General features: G+C 72.5%; 12 protein-coding genes. 6 read left to right on the forward strand and 6 right to left on the reverse strand.

Going from position 1 to position 15,099, the window contains the following annotated elements; translation table 11 throughout:
- From ABT171_RS20145 to ABT171_RS20160, 4 genes are all read right to left on the reverse strand, one after another.
- Positions 1-599 (reverse strand): acyl-CoA dehydrogenase family protein (locus ABT171_RS20145; protein WP_351245594.1); only part of this gene is annotated, 599 nt, incomplete at its 3' end.
- A gap of 5 nt (positions 600-604) precedes the next feature.
- Entirely contained in the window at positions 605-1,540 is a 936-nt protein-coding gene (locus tag ABT171_RS20150; RefSeq protein WP_351245999.1) for a hydroxymethylglutaryl-CoA lyase, read from the reverse strand.
- Between the two features lie 17 nt (positions 1,541-1,557).
- On the reverse strand, positions 1,558-3,483 hold the full coding sequence (locus tag ABT171_RS20155; protein WP_351245596.1) for an ATP-binding protein: 1,926 nt from the start codon (positions 3,481-3,483) through the stop codon (positions 1,558-1,560).
- 11 nt (positions 3,484-3,494) lie between these two features.
- The gene (locus ABT171_RS20160) at positions 3,495-5,111 is read right to left on the reverse strand and encodes a carboxyl transferase domain-containing protein (protein WP_351245598.1); all 1,617 of its coding nucleotides are present in this window, start codon (positions 5,109-5,111) and stop codon (positions 3,495-3,497) included.
- Between the two features lie 110 nt (positions 5,112-5,221).
- Between ABT171_RS20160 and ABT171_RS20165 the strand changes: the two genes are divergently transcribed.
- The 3 genes from ABT171_RS20165 (at position 5,222) to tesB (ending at position 8,001) form a co-directional block, all read left to right on the forward strand.
- Complete coding sequence (locus tag ABT171_RS20165) at positions 5,222-5,827, forward strand: SACE_7040 family transcriptional regulator (protein ID WP_351245600.1); 606 nt, start codon at positions 5,222-5,224, stop codon at positions 5,825-5,827.
- A gap of 113 nt (positions 5,828-5,940) precedes the next feature.
- Positions 5,941-7,098, forward strand: a complete 1,158-nt coding sequence (locus ABT171_RS20170; RefSeq protein ID WP_351245602.1) for an acyl-CoA dehydrogenase family protein — start codon at positions 5,941-5,943, stop codon at positions 7,096-7,098.
- 36 nt (positions 7,099-7,134) lie between these two features.
- The gene (gene tesB, locus ABT171_RS20175; RefSeq protein ID WP_351245604.1) at positions 7,135-8,001 is read left to right on the forward strand and encodes an acyl-CoA thioesterase II; all 867 of its coding nucleotides are present in this window, start codon (positions 7,135-7,137) and stop codon (positions 7,999-8,001) included.
- 45 nt (positions 8,002-8,046) lie between these two features.
- On the opposite strand, the gene ABT171_RS20180 is transcribed toward tesB, so the two are convergent.
- On the reverse strand, positions 8,047-8,835 hold the full coding sequence (locus ABT171_RS20180; protein ID WP_351245606.1) for a phosphatase: 789 nt from the start codon (positions 8,833-8,835) through the stop codon (positions 8,047-8,049).
- Positions 8,836-8,897: 62 nt separating this feature from the next.
- Positions 8,898-10,697 (reverse strand): PucR family transcriptional regulator ligand-binding domain-containing protein, encoded by a 1,800-nt coding sequence (locus tag ABT171_RS20185; RefSeq protein WP_351245608.1) that lies wholly within the window; start codon positions 10,695-10,697, stop codon positions 8,898-8,900.
- Positions 10,698-10,887: 190 nt separating this feature from the next.
- Here ABT171_RS20185 and ABT171_RS20190 point away from each other — a divergent pair, with 190 nt between their 5' ends.
- The 3 genes from ABT171_RS20190 to ABT171_RS20200 are packed head-to-tail and all read left to right on the forward strand — an operon-like array spanning position 10,888 to position 15,088.
- Positions 10,888-12,348: a sodium:solute symporter family protein gene (locus tag ABT171_RS20190; RefSeq protein ID WP_351245610.1), complete on the forward strand. Its 1,461-nt coding sequence runs from the start codon at positions 10,888-10,890 to the stop codon at positions 12,346-12,348.
- A 56-nt stretch (positions 12,349-12,404) separates the two neighbouring features.
- Positions 12,405-13,373 (forward strand): agmatinase, encoded by a 969-nt coding sequence (gene speB / locus ABT171_RS20195; protein WP_351245612.1) that lies wholly within the window; start codon positions 12,405-12,407, stop codon positions 13,371-13,373.
- Between the two features lie 23 nt (positions 13,374-13,396).
- On the forward strand, positions 13,397-15,088 hold the full coding sequence (locus ABT171_RS20200; protein WP_351245614.1) for a thiamine pyrophosphate-binding protein: 1,692 nt from the start codon (positions 13,397-13,399) through the stop codon (positions 15,086-15,088).
- Positions 15,089-15,099 lie beyond the last annotated feature (11 nt).

Below are 15,099 nucleotides of genomic sequence, written 5' to 3' on the forward strand. Positions count from 1 at the left end.
ACGGTGAAGCCCGGTGTGCCGGAGGGGACGATGATGGCGGAGATGCGCGGCTTGCCGTCCGGCTTGCGGCCGGTCACCGCGGTCACCGTCACCAGGCCGGTGATGTCCGTGCCCGAGTTGGTGATGAAGCACTTGGTGCCGTTGATCACCCATTCGCCGGTGTCCGGGGACAGGCGGGCCGTCGTCCGGGTCGCGCCCGCGTCGCTGCCGCCGTCCGGTTCCGTCAGGCCGAACGCGCCCAGCATCTCCCCCGAGCACAGCCGGGGCAGCCACTGCCGCTTCTGCTCCTCGGTACCGAACAGGTGCACGGGCATCGCGCCCAGCGACACCCCGGCCTCCAGGGTGATCGCCACCGACGAGTCGACCCTCGCCAGTTCCTCCAGGGCGATGCCGAGGGCGAGATAGTCGCCGCCCATGCCGCCGTACTCCTCCGGGAACGGCAGCCCGAACAGGCCCATGCGGCCCATCTCGCGGACGATCTCGTACGGGAACTCGTGCCGCTCGTAGAAGTCGCCGATCTTCGGCGCCACCACATCGTGCGCGAACTCCTCCACCGTACGGCGGAGTTCCTCCAGCTCGGGGCTGAGACGGTGGTCCATGCTGATCACTGGTCCTTGTGGGGCTGTGTCGTTTTACCGAGTGCGCGGACGGTACGGGACGGGCTGGGCCGGTCCAGATGGGCGGCCATCCACACGCTGGTGGCGGTCAGACGGCCGAGGTCGACGCCGGTCTCGATGCCGAGGCCGTGCAGCATCCAGACGAGGTCCTCGGTGGCGAGGTTGCCGGTCGCGGACTTGGCGTACGGGCAGCCGCCGAGGCCTCCGGCGGACGCGTCGACGGTGGTCACGCCGTGTTCCAGGGCCGCATAGGTGTTGGCGAGCGCCTGGCCGTACGTGTCGTGGAAGTGCACGCCGATCATGTCGGTCGGCACGCCCTTCTCGTTGAGCAGGCTGAGCAGTTCGAGCACATGGCCCGGTGTGGCCACGCCGATCGTGTCGCCGAGGCTCAGCTCGTCGCAGCCCATGTCCCTGAGGGCCGTGCAGACGCGGGCCACCTGGTGGAGGGGGACGGCCCCCTCCCAGGGGTCGCCGAAGCACATGGAGACATAGCCGCGCACGTGCACGCCCGCGTCCTTGGCCTGCCGCACCACCGGCTCGAACACGGCCAGCGACTCGTCCAGCGTGCGGTTGAGGTTGGCCTTCGCGAAGGACTCGGTGGCGCTGGCGAACACCGCGATCCGGCGGGCGCCGAGTGCGAGCGCGCGGTCCAGGCCACGCTGGTTCGGCACCAGGACGGGCAGGTCCACGCCGAGGTCGGCGACCTGCGCGAACAGTTGCTCGGCGTCGGCGAGTTGGGGCACCCATCTGGGGTGCACGAAACTCGTCGCCTCGATCGTCGTCAGACCCGCGTCGGCCAGCCGGCGGATGAACTCCTCCTTGACCGACGTCGGCACGGCCATCTTCTCGTTCTGCAGCCCGTCACGCGCGCCGACCTCGTGGATCCGCACCCGCGCGGGCAGCCCGTCGGCCGGTACGACCATGGGCAGTCCGTCGTCGCTCACTCCGCCACCACCCCTTCCTCGTCGTGTGGTGCGATCACGGCGAGCACCTGGTCCATGGCGACCGTGGTGCCCGACGTGACATCCAGCTCGGCGACGGTGCCGGCGTGCGGGGCGGAGATGACGTGCTCCATCTTCATCGCCTCCACCACCAGCAGGCTCTGGCCCGCGGCCACTTCGTCGCCGACCGCGACCTTGACGACGGTCACCGTCCCCGGCATGGGCGCGGTCAGCGAGTCGGCGCCCGCGTGTCCGGACCGGGTGAGGGACGCGGCGACCGGGTCGTGGTCGCGCACGTGCCAGGCGTCGCCGTCCCGGCCGATCCAGTCACCGGCCCGGTGGAAGGCGTGGCGGACGCCGTCCAGGGTGACCGTGACCCGGTCGCCGGTGACGGTGTGGGTGCCCCGGAGGGTGTACGTCACCGGTTCCCGCACCCGGAGGTGGAAGGCCGGCGGCTTCGGGGTGCCGCCGAGGCGCCAACCGCTCGGCACCGAGAAGGGGTCGGTCCAGCCCTCGGCACGGGGCTTCAGCGCCTCCAGGCGTACGGCGGCCGCCGCCTCGTACACCGCCTCCGGCACGTCGGCGGGGACCAGCTCGTCCACCACCCGCTCCACGAGCCCCGTGTCCAACTCGCCCGCCACGACCGCCGGATGGCCCAGCAGCCGGCGCAGGAAGCCCGCGTTGGTCTGCACGCCCAGCGTGACCGTCTCCGCGAGGGCCGCCCGGAGCTTCCTCAGCGCCGTCGCGCGGTCGGGGCCGTAGGCGATCACCTTGGACACCATCGGGTCGTACAGGCTGCCCACCTCGGTGCCCTCGCTGAGCCCGGAGTCGGTGCGGATGCCGTCGCCCTGCGGTTCGTTCAGGAGCAGGACGGTGCCGCCGGAGGGGAGGAAGCCGCGTGCGGGGTCCTCCGCACAGATACGGGCCTCCACCGCGTGGCCGGTCAGCCGCACGTCCTCCTGCCCGAAGCCGAGCCGCTCCCCGGCCGCGACCCGCAGCTGCCACTCCACCAGGTCCAGGCCGGTGACGAGCTCGGTGACCGGGTGCTCCACCTGGAGACGGGTGTTCATCTCCATGAAGTAGTACTGCGTCGGGTCGCCGCCCGGCACGATGAACTCCACCGTGCCCGCGCCCCGGTACCCGCAGGACCGGGCCGCCTGCACGGCCGCCTCGCCCATCGCCGCGCGGGTCCGCTCGTCCAGCAGGACCGAAGGCGCCTCCTCGATGATCTTCTGGTGCCGCCGCTGGAGCGAGCACTCGCGCTCGCCGAGGTGGACCACGTTCCCGTGGCCGTCGGCCAGCACCTGGATCTCGATGTGCCGGGGCCGGTCGATCCACCGTTCCACGAGCAGGGTGTCGTCGCCGAAGGAGGCGCGGGCCTCGCGGCGGGCGGCGGCGATCTCCTCCTCCAGCAGGGTCATGTCCCGCACCAGGCGCATGCCCTTGCCGCCACCGCCGGCGGACGGCTTGAGCAGCACGGGCGCGCCCAGTTCACGGGCCGCCTCGGCGAGCCCGGGGTCTTTGCCGCCCGGCACGACCGGCACCCCGGCCGCCTGCACCGTCTCCTTGGCGCGGATCTTGTCGCCCATGAGCGCGATCGCGTCGGCCGGCGGGCCGATGAAGACCAGCCCCGCGTCCTCGCAGGCGCGCGCGAAGCCCGCGTTCTCGGCGAGGAAGCCGTACCCGGGGTGCACGGCCTGGGCGCCGGTGCGGGCGGCGGCCTCCAGCAGCCGCTCCACGGACAGATAGCTCTCGGCCGCGGGCGCCGGCCCGATCCGTACCGCCGTGTCGGCCTCCCGGACGTGCCGCGCGTCGGCGTCGGCGTCGGAGAAGACCGCTACCGAGCGCACGCCCAGCGAGCGGAGCGTACGGATGACGCGTACGGCGATCTCGCCCCGGTTGGCGACCAGCACTGTGTCGAACACGGTTCCCCTCCTCACATCCGGAAGACGCCGAACTGGGGATCTCCCAGTGGCGCGTTGGCGCAGGCCGTCAGGGCGAGTCCGAGTACCTGACGGGTGTCCAGCGGGTCGATCACGCCGTCGTCCCAGAGGCGGGCGGTGGCGTAGTAGGCGTTGCCCTGGCGCTCGTACTGCGCGCGGATCGGCGCCTTGAAGGCCTCCTCGTCCTCGGCGGGCCACTCCTCGCCGCGGGCCTCCAGCTGGTCCCGCTTGACGGTCGCCAGCACGGACGCGGCCTGCTCGCCGCCCATGACGGAGATCTTGGCGTTGGGCCACATCCACAGGAAGCGGGGGGAGTAGGCCCGGCCGCACATCGAGTAGTTGCCCGCGCCGTACGAGCCGCCGACCACCACCGTCAGCTTCGGCACGCGCGTGCAGGCCACCGCCGTCACCATCTTGGCGCCGTGCTTGGCGATGCCGCCCGCCTCGTAGTCCTTGCCGACCATGAACCCGGAGATGTTCTGCAGGAACACCAGGGGGATGCCGCGCTGGTCGCACAGCTCGATGAAGTGGGCGCCCTTCTGGGCGGACTCGGAGAAGAGGATGCCGTTGTTGGCGACGATGCCGACCGGGTGGCCGTGGATGCGGGCGAACCCGGTGACGAGGGTCTGCCCGAACTCGGCCTTGAACTCGGCGAACCGGGAGCCGTCGGCGACACGGGCGATGATCTCGCGGACGTCGTAGGGGGTGCGGGAGTCGACCGGGACGGCGCCGTACAGCCCGTACGGATCCACCTTCGGCTCGACCGCCGGCCGCACCTCCCAGGGCAGGGACCGCCGGGCCGGGAGCGTGGCGACGATGTTCCGGACGATCCTCAGGGCGTGCGCGTCGTCCTCGGCGAGGTGGTCGGTGACACCGGAGACCCGGGAGTGGACCTCGCCGCCGCCCAGCTCCTCCGCGGTGACGACCTCACCGGTGGCGGCCTTCACGAGCGGCGGGCCGCCGAGGAAGATCGTGCCCTGGTTGCGGACGATCACGGCCTCGTCGCTCATCGCCGGGACGTACGCCCCGCCGGCCGTGCACGAGCCGAGGACGGCCGCGATCTGCGGGATCCCGGCGCCGGACATCCGGGCCTGGTTGTAGAAGATCCGCCCGAAGTGGTCCCGGTCGGGGAAGACCTCGTCCTGCATCGGCAGGAAGGCGCCACCGGAGTCGACCAGGTACACGCACGGCAGCCGGTTGTCGAGGGCCACCTCCTGGGCGCGCAGGTGCTTCTTCACGGTCATCGGGTAGTACGTGCCGCCCTTGACCGTGGCGTCGTTCGCGACGATCACGCACTCGCGTCCGCTGACCCGGCCGATCCCGGCGATCACCCCGGCCGCCGGGGCCTGCCCGTCGTACATCCCGTCGGCCGCCAGGGGGGCCAGCTCCAGGAAGGGCGAGCCCGGGTCGAGCAGCGTGTCCACCCTGTCCCTCGGCAGCAGCTTGCCGCGCGCCGTGTGCCGGGCCCGCGCCTTCTCGCCGCCGCCGAGCGCCGCCGCGGCCAGCTTGCCGCGCAGCTCCCCGACGAGGGCGAGATGGGCCTGTTCATTGGCCCGCCAGGCCTCCGACGCGGGATCGGCCGCGCTCGTCAGCTCCGGTGCCTCCTGCATCCTGCGGTCCCCTCACCAGTGATCGAACCTGTGGGCTCGAAGGTGTTAATGAGCGTTAACCATTTCCTCCAGGTTAACGACCGCTAACCTCGCTGTCTAGAATTGCCTGCATGGTCACCAGAACCGACGCCCCCACCCGTCGCGAGCAGATCCTCAAGGAGGCCGCCCGGCTCTTCGCCGAGCGCGGCTTTCACGGCGTCGGTGTCGACGAGATAGGGGCCGCGGTCGGCATCAGCGGCCCCGGTCTGTACCGGCACTTCCCGGGCAAGGACGCGATGCTCGCCGAGCTGCTGGTGGGCATCAGCGGCCAGCTGCTGACCGGGGCCAAGCGGCGCCTGGCCGAGGCGGACGGCCGGATGGGCGCCTCCGCCGTCCTCGACTCCCTCATCGAGGGCCACATCGACTTCGCGCTGGACGACCGTCCCCTGATCACCCTGCACGACCGCGAGCTGGACCGCCTCCGCGACAGCGACCGCAAGCTGGTCCGCCAGCTCCAGCGGCAGTACGTCGAGCTGTGGGTGGAGGTGGTGCGCGAGGTGTATCCGGCCCTGACCGAACCGATGGCCCGTTCGGCGGTCCACTCGGTCTTCGGGCTGCTGAACTCCACCCCGCACCTGGGACGGGCCGGGACGCTGCCGGGGCGGGGGGCGACGGCGGCGCTGCTGCACCGGATGGCCCGGGGGGCGTTCGCGGCGGCGGGGGAGGCCGGCCCCTGAGGGTGCGCGTGACGAGCGTTACGGGGGGAACCCCCTGGACGCCGGAACATACTCGCCAGTACCTTGGGGTCTGAGCAAGCGCTTAGACATGCCCGAGGTACGTGGAGGTGGCCGTGCGCCGTACGGTGTTCAACGAGGATCACGAGGCGTTCCGGGAGACCCTGCGCGCCTTCATCGAGGCCGAGGTCGTCCCCGTCTACGACGAGTGGTTCGCCGCCGGCCAGGCGCCGCGCGACTTCTACTACAAGCTGGGCGAGCTGGGCATCTTCGGCATCAACGTGCCCGAGGAGTTCGGCGGCGCGGGCATGGACAGCCACAAGTTCGAGGCCGTCCTGTACGAGGAGACCGCCCGCGCGGGCGTCCAGTTCGGCGGCTCCGGCGTGCACGTGCTGCTCGCCCTGCCGTACATCAAGATGCTCGCCACCGACGAGCAGAAGAAGCGCTTCCTGCCGAAGTTCGTCACCGGCGAGGAGATGTGGGCCATCGCGATGACGGAGCCGGGCACCGGTTCCGACCTCGCGGGCATGAAGTCCACCGCCAAGCTCTCCGAGGACGGCACGCACTACGTCCTCAACGGCGCCAAGACCTTCATCACCGGCGGCGTCCACGCCGACCGCGTGATCGTGTGCGCCCGCACCGCCGCGCCCACCGCCGAGGACCGCCGGCACGGCATCTCCCTGTTCGCCGTGGACACCAAGTCCGAGGGCTACTCCGTCGGCCGCAAGCTCGACAAGCTCGGCCTGAAGACCTCCGACACCGCCGAGCTGGCCTTCGTCGACGTCAAGGTCCCGGTCGAGGACCTGCTCGGCGAGGAGAACAAGGGCTTCTACTACCTCGGCCACAACCTGGCCTCCGAGCGCTGGGGCATCGCCTTCGGCGCCTACGCGCAGGCCAAGGCGGCCGTCCGGTTCGCCAAGCAGTACGTCCAGGAGCGCACCGTCTTCGGCAAGCCGGTCGCCCACTTCCAGAACACCAAGTTCGAGCTGGCCGCCTGCCAGGCCGAGGTGGACGCCGCCGAGGCCGTCGCCGACCGCGCGACCGAGGCCCTGGACGCCGGTGAGCTGACCCCCGCCGAGGCCGCCAGCGCCAAGCTGTTCTGCACCGAGGTCGCCCACCGCGTCATCGACCGCTGCCTGCAGCTGCACGGCGGCTACGGCTACATGAACGAGTACCCGATCGCCCGCCTGTACGCGGACAACCGCGTCAACCGCATCTACGGCGGCACCAGCGAGATCATGAAGACGATCATCGCGAAGGACATGGGCCTGTAGGACGCCGGTAATCGCTGGCCGGTACAACTCCTACCCATGAGCCAGGCACTCCAGGATCTCCTCGATCTGCTCGACCTGGAGCAGATCGAGGAGAACATCTTCCGCGGCCAGTCCCGCTCCGCCGTCGTCCCCCGCGTCTTCGGCGGGCAGGTCGCGGCACAGGCGCTGGTCGCCGCCGGCCGGACGGTCCCCGCCGACCGCCCCGCCCACTCCCTCCACGCCTACTTCCTGCGCCCCGGCGACCCCGGCGCGCCGATCGTCTACACCGTCGACCGCATCCGCGACGGCCGGTCCTTCACCACCCGCCGCGTGGTCGCCGTCCAGCACGGCAAGCCGATCTTCCACCTCTCGGCGTCCTTCCAGACGTACGAGGAGGGGCTGGAGCACCAGGCGCCCATGCCCGCCTCGCCCGACCCGGCGACCCTGCCCACCTCGCAGGAGCGGCTGCGCGGCTACGACCACCTCGCACCCGAGGTCGTCGAGAGGTTCCTGGAGGCCCGCGAGGCGATCGACCTCCGGTACGTGGACGAGCCGCCGTACGGGCGGTTCGGCGCGCCCCGCGAGCCGCACTCGCAGGTGTGGTTCCGCACCAACGGCAAGCTCGACGACGACCCCCTCCTGCACGTCGTCCTCGCCACCTACGTCTCCGACATGACGCTCCTCGACTCCGTGCTGCTCGCGCACGGCCGCGGCGGCTGGGCCGTAGGGGATGTCGTGGGCGCCTCCCTGGACCACGCGATGTGGTTCCACCGGCCCTTCCGCGCCGACGAATGGCTGCTGTACGACCAGGAGTCGCCGTCCGCGCACGGGGGCCGCGGCCTCGGTCAGGCCCGCATATACACCCAGGACGGCCGGCTCGCCATCACGGTCATCCAGGAGGGCGTGGTCCGCGTCCCGCGCTGAGCCGGGGCGGGACCGCGGCGGTCACGGTCCCCGGCGCGCAGCGCGTCACACCAGTCCGGCCTCGGCCAGCAGATACGCCGTCAGGGGGTCGTAGTAACGCGGGCTGACCACATGGTCGTCGAGCGGTACGACGACCTGCAGGGTGCCCTCGGCCTCGGCGAGGAAGAGCGCCGGGTCGTTGCAGTCGGCGTACCCGACCGCGTCCACGCCGTGCTGTCCGGCGTACCCGGCCCAGCCGTGGTCGGCGACCACCAGGTCCGGCAGCGGGCGGCCCTCCCGCTCAAGTCCCGTCAGAACGGCCCGCATCGGCTCGCCCGAGTGGGTGTGCCACAGCGTCGCCCCGTGCTCCAGCACGGCCACGTCCGCGAACTGCATGACGTACCCCTCGTCCGTCTGCAGCCCGTCCGGGATGACCACGATCTCGCAGCCGGCGGCGCGCAGCGCGGCGGCCGTGGCCCGGTGCACGTCCAGCAGGCCGCCCGGGTGACCGGTCGCGAACAGCACCCGCTGCCGCCCGTCGGCCGCCTTGCGCAGCCGCGCCGCCATCCGCTCCAGCGCGTCCACGGTCAACTCGGGGTCGATCGTGTCCTGCCCGTACCGGTACCCGGGATCGTCGCTGACCCCCACCCGCTCGGCCATCACCGCGAGCACGTCCTGCTCGTCCGTCCAGCGGTCGCCCAGCTCCAGCCCGAACCAGAAGCCCCGGACACCGTTGGCGAGCTGACGGTAGTGGGAGAGGTTGTTCTCGCGGGGCGTGGCGACGTCCCCCGCGATACGGGTCCTCACCAGGTGGTCGACGAGCTGGGCGCGGCTGGGTGTCCCGGATATCGGCATGCCTCCCATTGTGGGGCAGCGCACTGCGGGCGTCCTCGGCATATCGCCCGCTGGGACGCGGCTCACTCGCCCGGCCGGCCGTGCCGCAGCGCGAACCACAACTCCATGCGCACGTCCGGGTCGTCCAGGTCGGCGTCCAACAGGGCGGCGCAGCGGGCGATCCGCTGCCGCACGGTGTTGCGGTGCACGTCCAGCGCCACCGCCGTGCGGTCCCAACTCCCGTGCAGGGAGAGCCAGGTGCGCAGGGTCTCGGCCAGCTCGGGGCGTCCGGCGAGCGGTGCGAGCACGGCCCGGGCATGTGCCTCGGCGTCCGCCCGCGGCACCAGGGCCTCCCACCCCGGCCGGGCGCCGTGCCGGACCAGCGGAGTGCGGGTGGCGCGGGCCCGGGCGAGGGCACGGGCCGCCTGGGCGTCGGCGGCCGGCCACTCCCGCGGCGGCACGGCGGCGCTCGCCCCGAGCGTCCACCCGGCCTGCGGCTCCGGTACCCGCCCGCCCGGCACCAGCACCCGTACGACGTCATGGGCGAGGTCGACCAGCGGCGACCCCAGGGCGGCGCCGAGCGCGGAGGCGGCGACCGCGTCCGGGAGCTGCCCCTCGGGCCGGGCGTGCACGACGACCCAGCCGCCCTCCCCCAGCAGCGGCGCGACCGCCTCCGGCGAGGCACCGAGCAGCAGCCGCACCAGCGCCGAGGACCGCGCCGCCCCGGCACCGCTGTGATGCTCCCCGGTCAGCAGCGACAGCAGCACGGCGGCGACGGAGGCGATGGTGTGGTCCCCGGGCTCCCGCCTGGCACCGGCCAGCCCGAGGACGAACCCCTCACCGGCGCCGAGGGCGTAGACGGCGAGTTGCGCGGAGCCGACGGTGTCGGTGGCGGAGCTGGGCAGGGGACGGGGGAGCGCGGGGGCGGGTTGTCCGAAGCCGGTGGCGGTGCGGCCGGAAGCGGGCGGCGTCGCGGGGACGCCGCTTTCCACGCCCGCTCGTGCCGCGCCCGCTCGTGCCACGCCCCTTCGTGCCGCGCCCGCTCGTGCCGTGCCTGCCGTGCCTGCCGTGCCTGGCGTGCGGGGGGCCGCGGTCGCCGTGGCCGCGGCGCCGTCGGCCGTGCCTGCGCCCGCCGCGTGCGGGCCCGCTCCGGCCGCCCGGTCCGCCTCGGGGACCGGGTCGCCGGTGGCGCGTACCACTGTCGCCAGGCCGGCCAGTGCGCTCCGTACCTCCTCGGCCGGCTCGCGGCCCGCGGCGGCGAGGGCCGTGCCGTCGGGGCCGTAGAGCACCGCGTGGCCGGAGAGGTGCTGGGCCAGGCGGCGCAGCACCGACCGCACCGGATCCGGGCGGGCGGCGGCCGAGGCGAGACCCTGCTGGGCCTCCGTGACGCGGCGCAGCTCGGCGAGCCGGGCCTGGGCCATCAGCTGCCACACCGCGCGGGCCACCCCGGAGAAGGTGGTCTGGGGCGGGACCTCCAGCAACGGCAGCCCCTGGCGCTCGCAGGCGGCGACCAGCGCGGCCGGTACCGTCTCGTGCACCGGCGCCAGGCCGAACCCGAGGGCGGCACCGCCCGCCGCCACGATCCGCGAGACGTACTCCTCGAAGTACTCCCCCGGTCCCGAAGGCGCTCGACCGGGGCCGCCGCCCCCCTCCGCGCCCGCCGCCTCCGCCTCCGGGACGTGCACCCCCGCCGTGAGCAGCAGTTCGCCGCCCAGCAGATACGGGTACGGGTCGGCCATCTCCGAGGTGTGCGCCCAGTGGATCACGAGGGAGGGACCGGACGGGCCGGCGATCTGCCGCAGACCGAGATCCTCGCGGGCCAGCAGCGCCGACAGCGGTACCGGTGGGGTCGGTGGGACGGCTGGGGTGACGGTCTCCGGCATGGTGTGCGTTCCCTCCATCCGGCCCGGTTCATATGGATGAAACGTACACTTCGCAGGTGCTTTCCGGCCACCTAGTGTCGGGTCAGCACGGCAGCCGCGGGTACGGGCGGATGTCCCCGCGAGCCGCTGCCGTCCGTCTCCCTGCATCTGCACGACACGCCACCGGACAGTGCGTGAAGGAGGGCCCCACATGGCCGTCGACTACACAGTGATCGTCGTCTATCTCGCCGGCATGCTGGCCATGGGCTGGTGGGGCATGCGCCGCGCCAGGTCCAAGAGCGAGTTCCTGGTGGCAGGCCGCCGCCTGGGCCCGGCCATGTACTCCGGCACCATGGCGGCGATCGTCCTCGGCGGCGCCTCCACCATCGGCGGCGTGGGACTCGGCTACCAGTACGGACTGTCCGGCGCCTGGATGGTCTTCACCATCGGCCTCGGACTCCTCGCGCTCTCCGTCTTCTTCTCCGCCCGTATCGCCCGCCTGAGGGTCTACACCGTCTCCGAGATGCTGGACCTGCGCTACGGCGGCCGGGCCGGTGTGATCTCCGGCGTGGTCATGTGGGCGTACACCCTCATGCTCGCCGTCACCTCGACCATCGCCTACGCCACGATCTTCGACGTCCTCCTCGACCTGAACCGGACCGTCGCGATCATCCTCGGCGGCTCCATCGTCGTCGCCTACTCCACCCTCGGCGGCATGTGGTCCATCACGCTGACCGACATGGTCCAGTTCGTGGTGAAGACCATCGGCGTGCTGCTGCTCCTGCTGCCCATCGCGGTCGTCAGGGCGGGCGGCTTCTCCGAGATGAAGGCCAAGCTGCCCACCTCGTACTTCGACCCGCTGGGCATCGGCGGCCAGACGATCTTCACCTACGTCCTGATCTACACCTTCGGCATGCTGATCGGCCAGGACATCTGGCAGCGCGTGTTCACCGCCCGCAGCGACAGGACCGCCAAGTGGGGCGGCACGGTGGCCGGAACCTACTGCCTGGCCTACGCCCTCGCCGGCGCGGTGATCGGTACCGCCGCCAAGGTGCTCTACCCCGAGCTCGGCAGCCCGGACGACGCCTTCGCCACCATCGTCAAGGACGAACTCCCGGTCGGCGTACGCGGCCTGGTGCTGGCCGCCGCCCTGGCCGCCGTGATGTCCACCTCCTCGGGCGCCCTGATCGCCTGCGCCACGGTGGCGAACAACGACATCTGGTCGCGGCTGCGCGGTGTCGTGCGCAGGGGCGGCGAGGACCACGACGAGGTCCGGGGCAACCGGGCGTTCATCCTGGTCATGGGCGTGGCCGTGATCGGTGCGGCGATCGCGCTGAACAACGTCGTCGAGGCGCTGACCGTGGCGTACGACCTGCTCGTCGGCGGCCTGCTCGTGCCCATCCTCGGCGGCCTGCTGTGGAAGCGCGGCACCGTCCAGGGCGCGCTGGCCTCCGTGCTCGCCGGCGGCCTCGCCGTGATCGGGCTGATGGCCGGATACGGCATCCTCGCCGACGAGCCCGTCTACTACGGCCTGCTCGCCTCCCTCGCCGCCTACGTCGCCGTGTCCCTGGCGACCAGGCCCACCGACGAGACCGTCCTCGCCGCCTGGCGCGAACGCCTCGCCGGCCGCACCCCCGAACTCGCGTCCGAACCAGTCCCGGCTCCCCAGTAGAGTCATAGGAAAAGCAGTGCAAGCGCGATGAAGCGCAAGAAAGAAGGCATTTCACCATGAGCAGCAACGAGACGCCCCGCGGCCCCGTCGACTCCTCCCGCATCCCGCGGTACGCCGGACCCGCGACCTTCGCCCGGCTGCCCCGCCTGGACGAGGTCGGCACCGCCGACGTCGCCGTCGTGGGCGTACCGTTCGACTCCGGCGTCTCGTACCGGCCGGGCGCCCGCTTCGGCGGCAACGCCATCCGCGAGGCGTCCCGGCTGCTGCGCCCGTACAACCCCGCGCAGGACGCCTCCCCCTTCGCCCTCGCCCAGGTCGCCGACGGCGGCGACATCGCGGTGAACCCGTTCAACATCAACGAGGCCGTCGAGACGATCGAGGCCGCGGCGGACGAGCTGCTCGGCACCGGCGCCCGCCTGATGACCCTGGGCGGCGACCACACCATCGCGCTGCCCCTGCTGCGCTCGGTCGCCAGGAAGCACGGCCCGGTCGCCCTGCTCCACTTCGACGCCCACCTGGACACCTGGGACACCTACTTCGGCGCCGAGTACACCCACGGCACCCCGTTCCGCCGCGCCGTGGAGGAGGGCATCCTCGACACCTCCGCGCTCTCCCACGTCGGCACCCGCGGCCCGCTGTACGGCAAGCAGGACCTCACCGACGACGAGAAGATGGGCTTCGGCATCGTCACCTCCGCCGACATCTACCGCCGGGGCGCCGACGAGGTGGCCGACCAGCTGCGCCAGCGCATCGGCGACCGCCCGCTGTACATCTCCATCGACATCGACTGCCTCGACCCGGCCCACGCGCCCGGCACCGGCACCCCGGAGGCCGGCGGCATGACCTCCCGCGAGCTGCTGGAGATCCTGCGCGGGCTGGCATCCTGCAACCTGGTCTCGGCGGACGTCGTCGAGGTCGCACCCGCGTACGACCACGCGGAGATCACCTCGGTCGCGGCCTCCCACACGGCCTACGAACTGACCACCATCATGAGCCGCCAGATCGCGGCGGCCCGCAACGCCTGACCTTCCTTAGGGGACCGAGAGAAGTGACGCACGACCACGACCTGGTGCTCCGCCCGACCGACCAGCAGACGGCGGCGGCGCTGAATCCCCCGCCAGGCCGCAACGGCGGAGACCTGGTCGTGGAGACCCTGGCCGGGCTGGGCGCGACGACCGTCTTCGGCCTGCCCGGCCAGCACGCCCTCGGCATGTTCGACGCCCTGCGCCGCTCCTCCCTGCGGTATGTCGGTCTGCGGGTGGAGAACAACGCGGGCTTCGCGGCGGACGCCTACGGCAGGATCACGGGAGAGGCGGCCCCGCTGCTGCTCTCGACGGGCCCGGGCGCGCTGACGTCCCTCGCGGCGCTCCAGGAGGCCGCCGCCGCCTCCGCCCCCGTACTGGCGATCAGCAGCCAGATCCCGACGGCCGGCCTGGGCGGCGGCCGCCACGGCTACCTCCACGAACTCCCGGACCAGGCCGCCTCCTTCCGCGGTGTCGTCAAGTCCGTCCACACGGTCCGCACCCAGTCCCAGATCCCCTCCGCCATCGCGGCGGCCTGGAAGTCGGCGCTGACGGCACCGCACGGCCCGGTGTGGGTGGAGATCCCGCAGGACGTGCTGCTGGCTCCGACCGCGCTGCCGGTGGTGACGGCGCCGGACGCCACGCCGGAGGACGTGGTCCCGCGCCCCGAACTGACAGCGGTGGCGGCCGACCTGCTGTCCCGCGCGGCCCGCCCGGCGATCATCGCGGGCGGCGGGGTCGTACGGTCCGACGCCTCGGGAAAGCTGCTGCAGCTGGCCGAGAAGCTCGACGCCCCCGTGGTCACGACCTTCGGCGGCAAGGGCGCGTTCCCCTGGGAGCACCCGCTGTCCCTGCAGTCCTGGCTGGAGGACCGCCACACCACGGACTTCCTGGAGGACGCGGACGTCCTGCTGGTGGTGGGCTCGGGCCTGGGCGAACTCTCCTCCAACTACCACACGTTCAAGCCCCGCGGCCGGGTCGTCCAGATCGAGGCCGACCTCGGCAAGCTGGAGTCCAACCACCCGGCACTGGGCATCCACGCGGACGCCCGGCTGGCGTTGCAGGCGCTGCTGGAGACGGTGGAGGAGCGCACGGACGAGTCCGCGCCGGGGCGGGTGCGGGAGCTGCTGTCCCGAGTCGGTGAGCGCATCGCCTCCCAGGAACTCACCCTGGAACAGGACGTGCTGGCGTCGGTCCGCCGCGCCCTGCCCCCGGGCGCCCCCTCCTTCTGGGACATGACGATCCTGGCGTACTGGGCGTGGTCGGCCTTCGACCCCCGCGGTGCGAACACCATGCACTCCGCCCAGGGCGCCGGCGGCCTCGGCTACGGCTTCCCGGCGGCGCTGGGCGCGGCGGCCGCCGACCCGACCCGCCCGGTGCTGGCGGTGTCGGGCGACGGCGGCGCGCTGTACTCGATCGCGGAACTGGCGACGGCGAAGCAGTACGACCTGCCGGTCACCTGGCTGATCGTCGACGACGGCGGCTACGGCATCCTCCGCGAGTACATGACGGACGCCTTCGGCCAGGCGACGGCGACGGAGCTGACCCGCCCCGACTACGTCGCCCTGGCGGAGTCCTTCGGCGTCCCCGGGGTCCGTACCACCCCGGAGACCCTGCGGGAGGACCTGGCGAAGGCGCTGGCGGCACCAGGGCCGTCGGTGGTCGTGCTCCCGGCGGTGCTGCGGATGTTCGCGCCGACGCACGTGGGCACGAGCTGATCACTCGTTCG

Source organism: Streptomyces sp. NPDC001851, from assembly GCF_040297165.1.
In the GTDB taxonomy this organism is placed as follows: Bacteria; Actinomycetota; Actinomycetes; order Streptomycetales; family Streptomycetaceae; genus Streptomyces.

Coding starts and splice junctions, on each gene's coding strand:
- ABT171_RS20185 (WP_351245608.1), bottom strand. CDS start 10,697: ATGCCGGAGACCGTCACCCCAGCCGTCCCACCGACCCCACCGGTACCG.
- ABT171_RS20150 (WP_351245999.1), bottom strand. CDS start 1,540: ATGGTCGTACCGGCCGACGGGCTGCCCGCGCGGGTGCGGATCCACGAG.
- tesB (WP_351245604.1), top strand. CDS start 7,135: ATGAGCCAGGCACTCCAGGATCTCCTCGATCTGCTCGACCTGGAGCAG.
- ABT171_RS20190 (WP_351245610.1), top strand. CDS start 10,888: ATGGCCGTCGACTACACAGTGATCGTCGTCTATCTCGCCGGCATGCTG.
- speB (WP_351245612.1), top strand. CDS start 12,405: ATGAGCAGCAACGAGACGCCCCGCGGCCCCGTCGACTCCTCCCGCATC.
- ABT171_RS20180 (WP_351245606.1), bottom strand. CDS start 8,835: ATGCCGATATCCGGGACACCCAGCCGCGCCCAGCTCGTCGACCACCTG.
- ABT171_RS20160 (WP_351245598.1), bottom strand. CDS start 5,111: ATGCAGGAGGCACCGGAGCTGACGAGCGCGGCCGATCCCGCGTCGGAG.
- ABT171_RS20165 (WP_351245600.1), top strand. CDS start 5,222: ATGGTCACCAGAACCGACGCCCCCACCCGTCGCGAGCAGATCCTCAAG.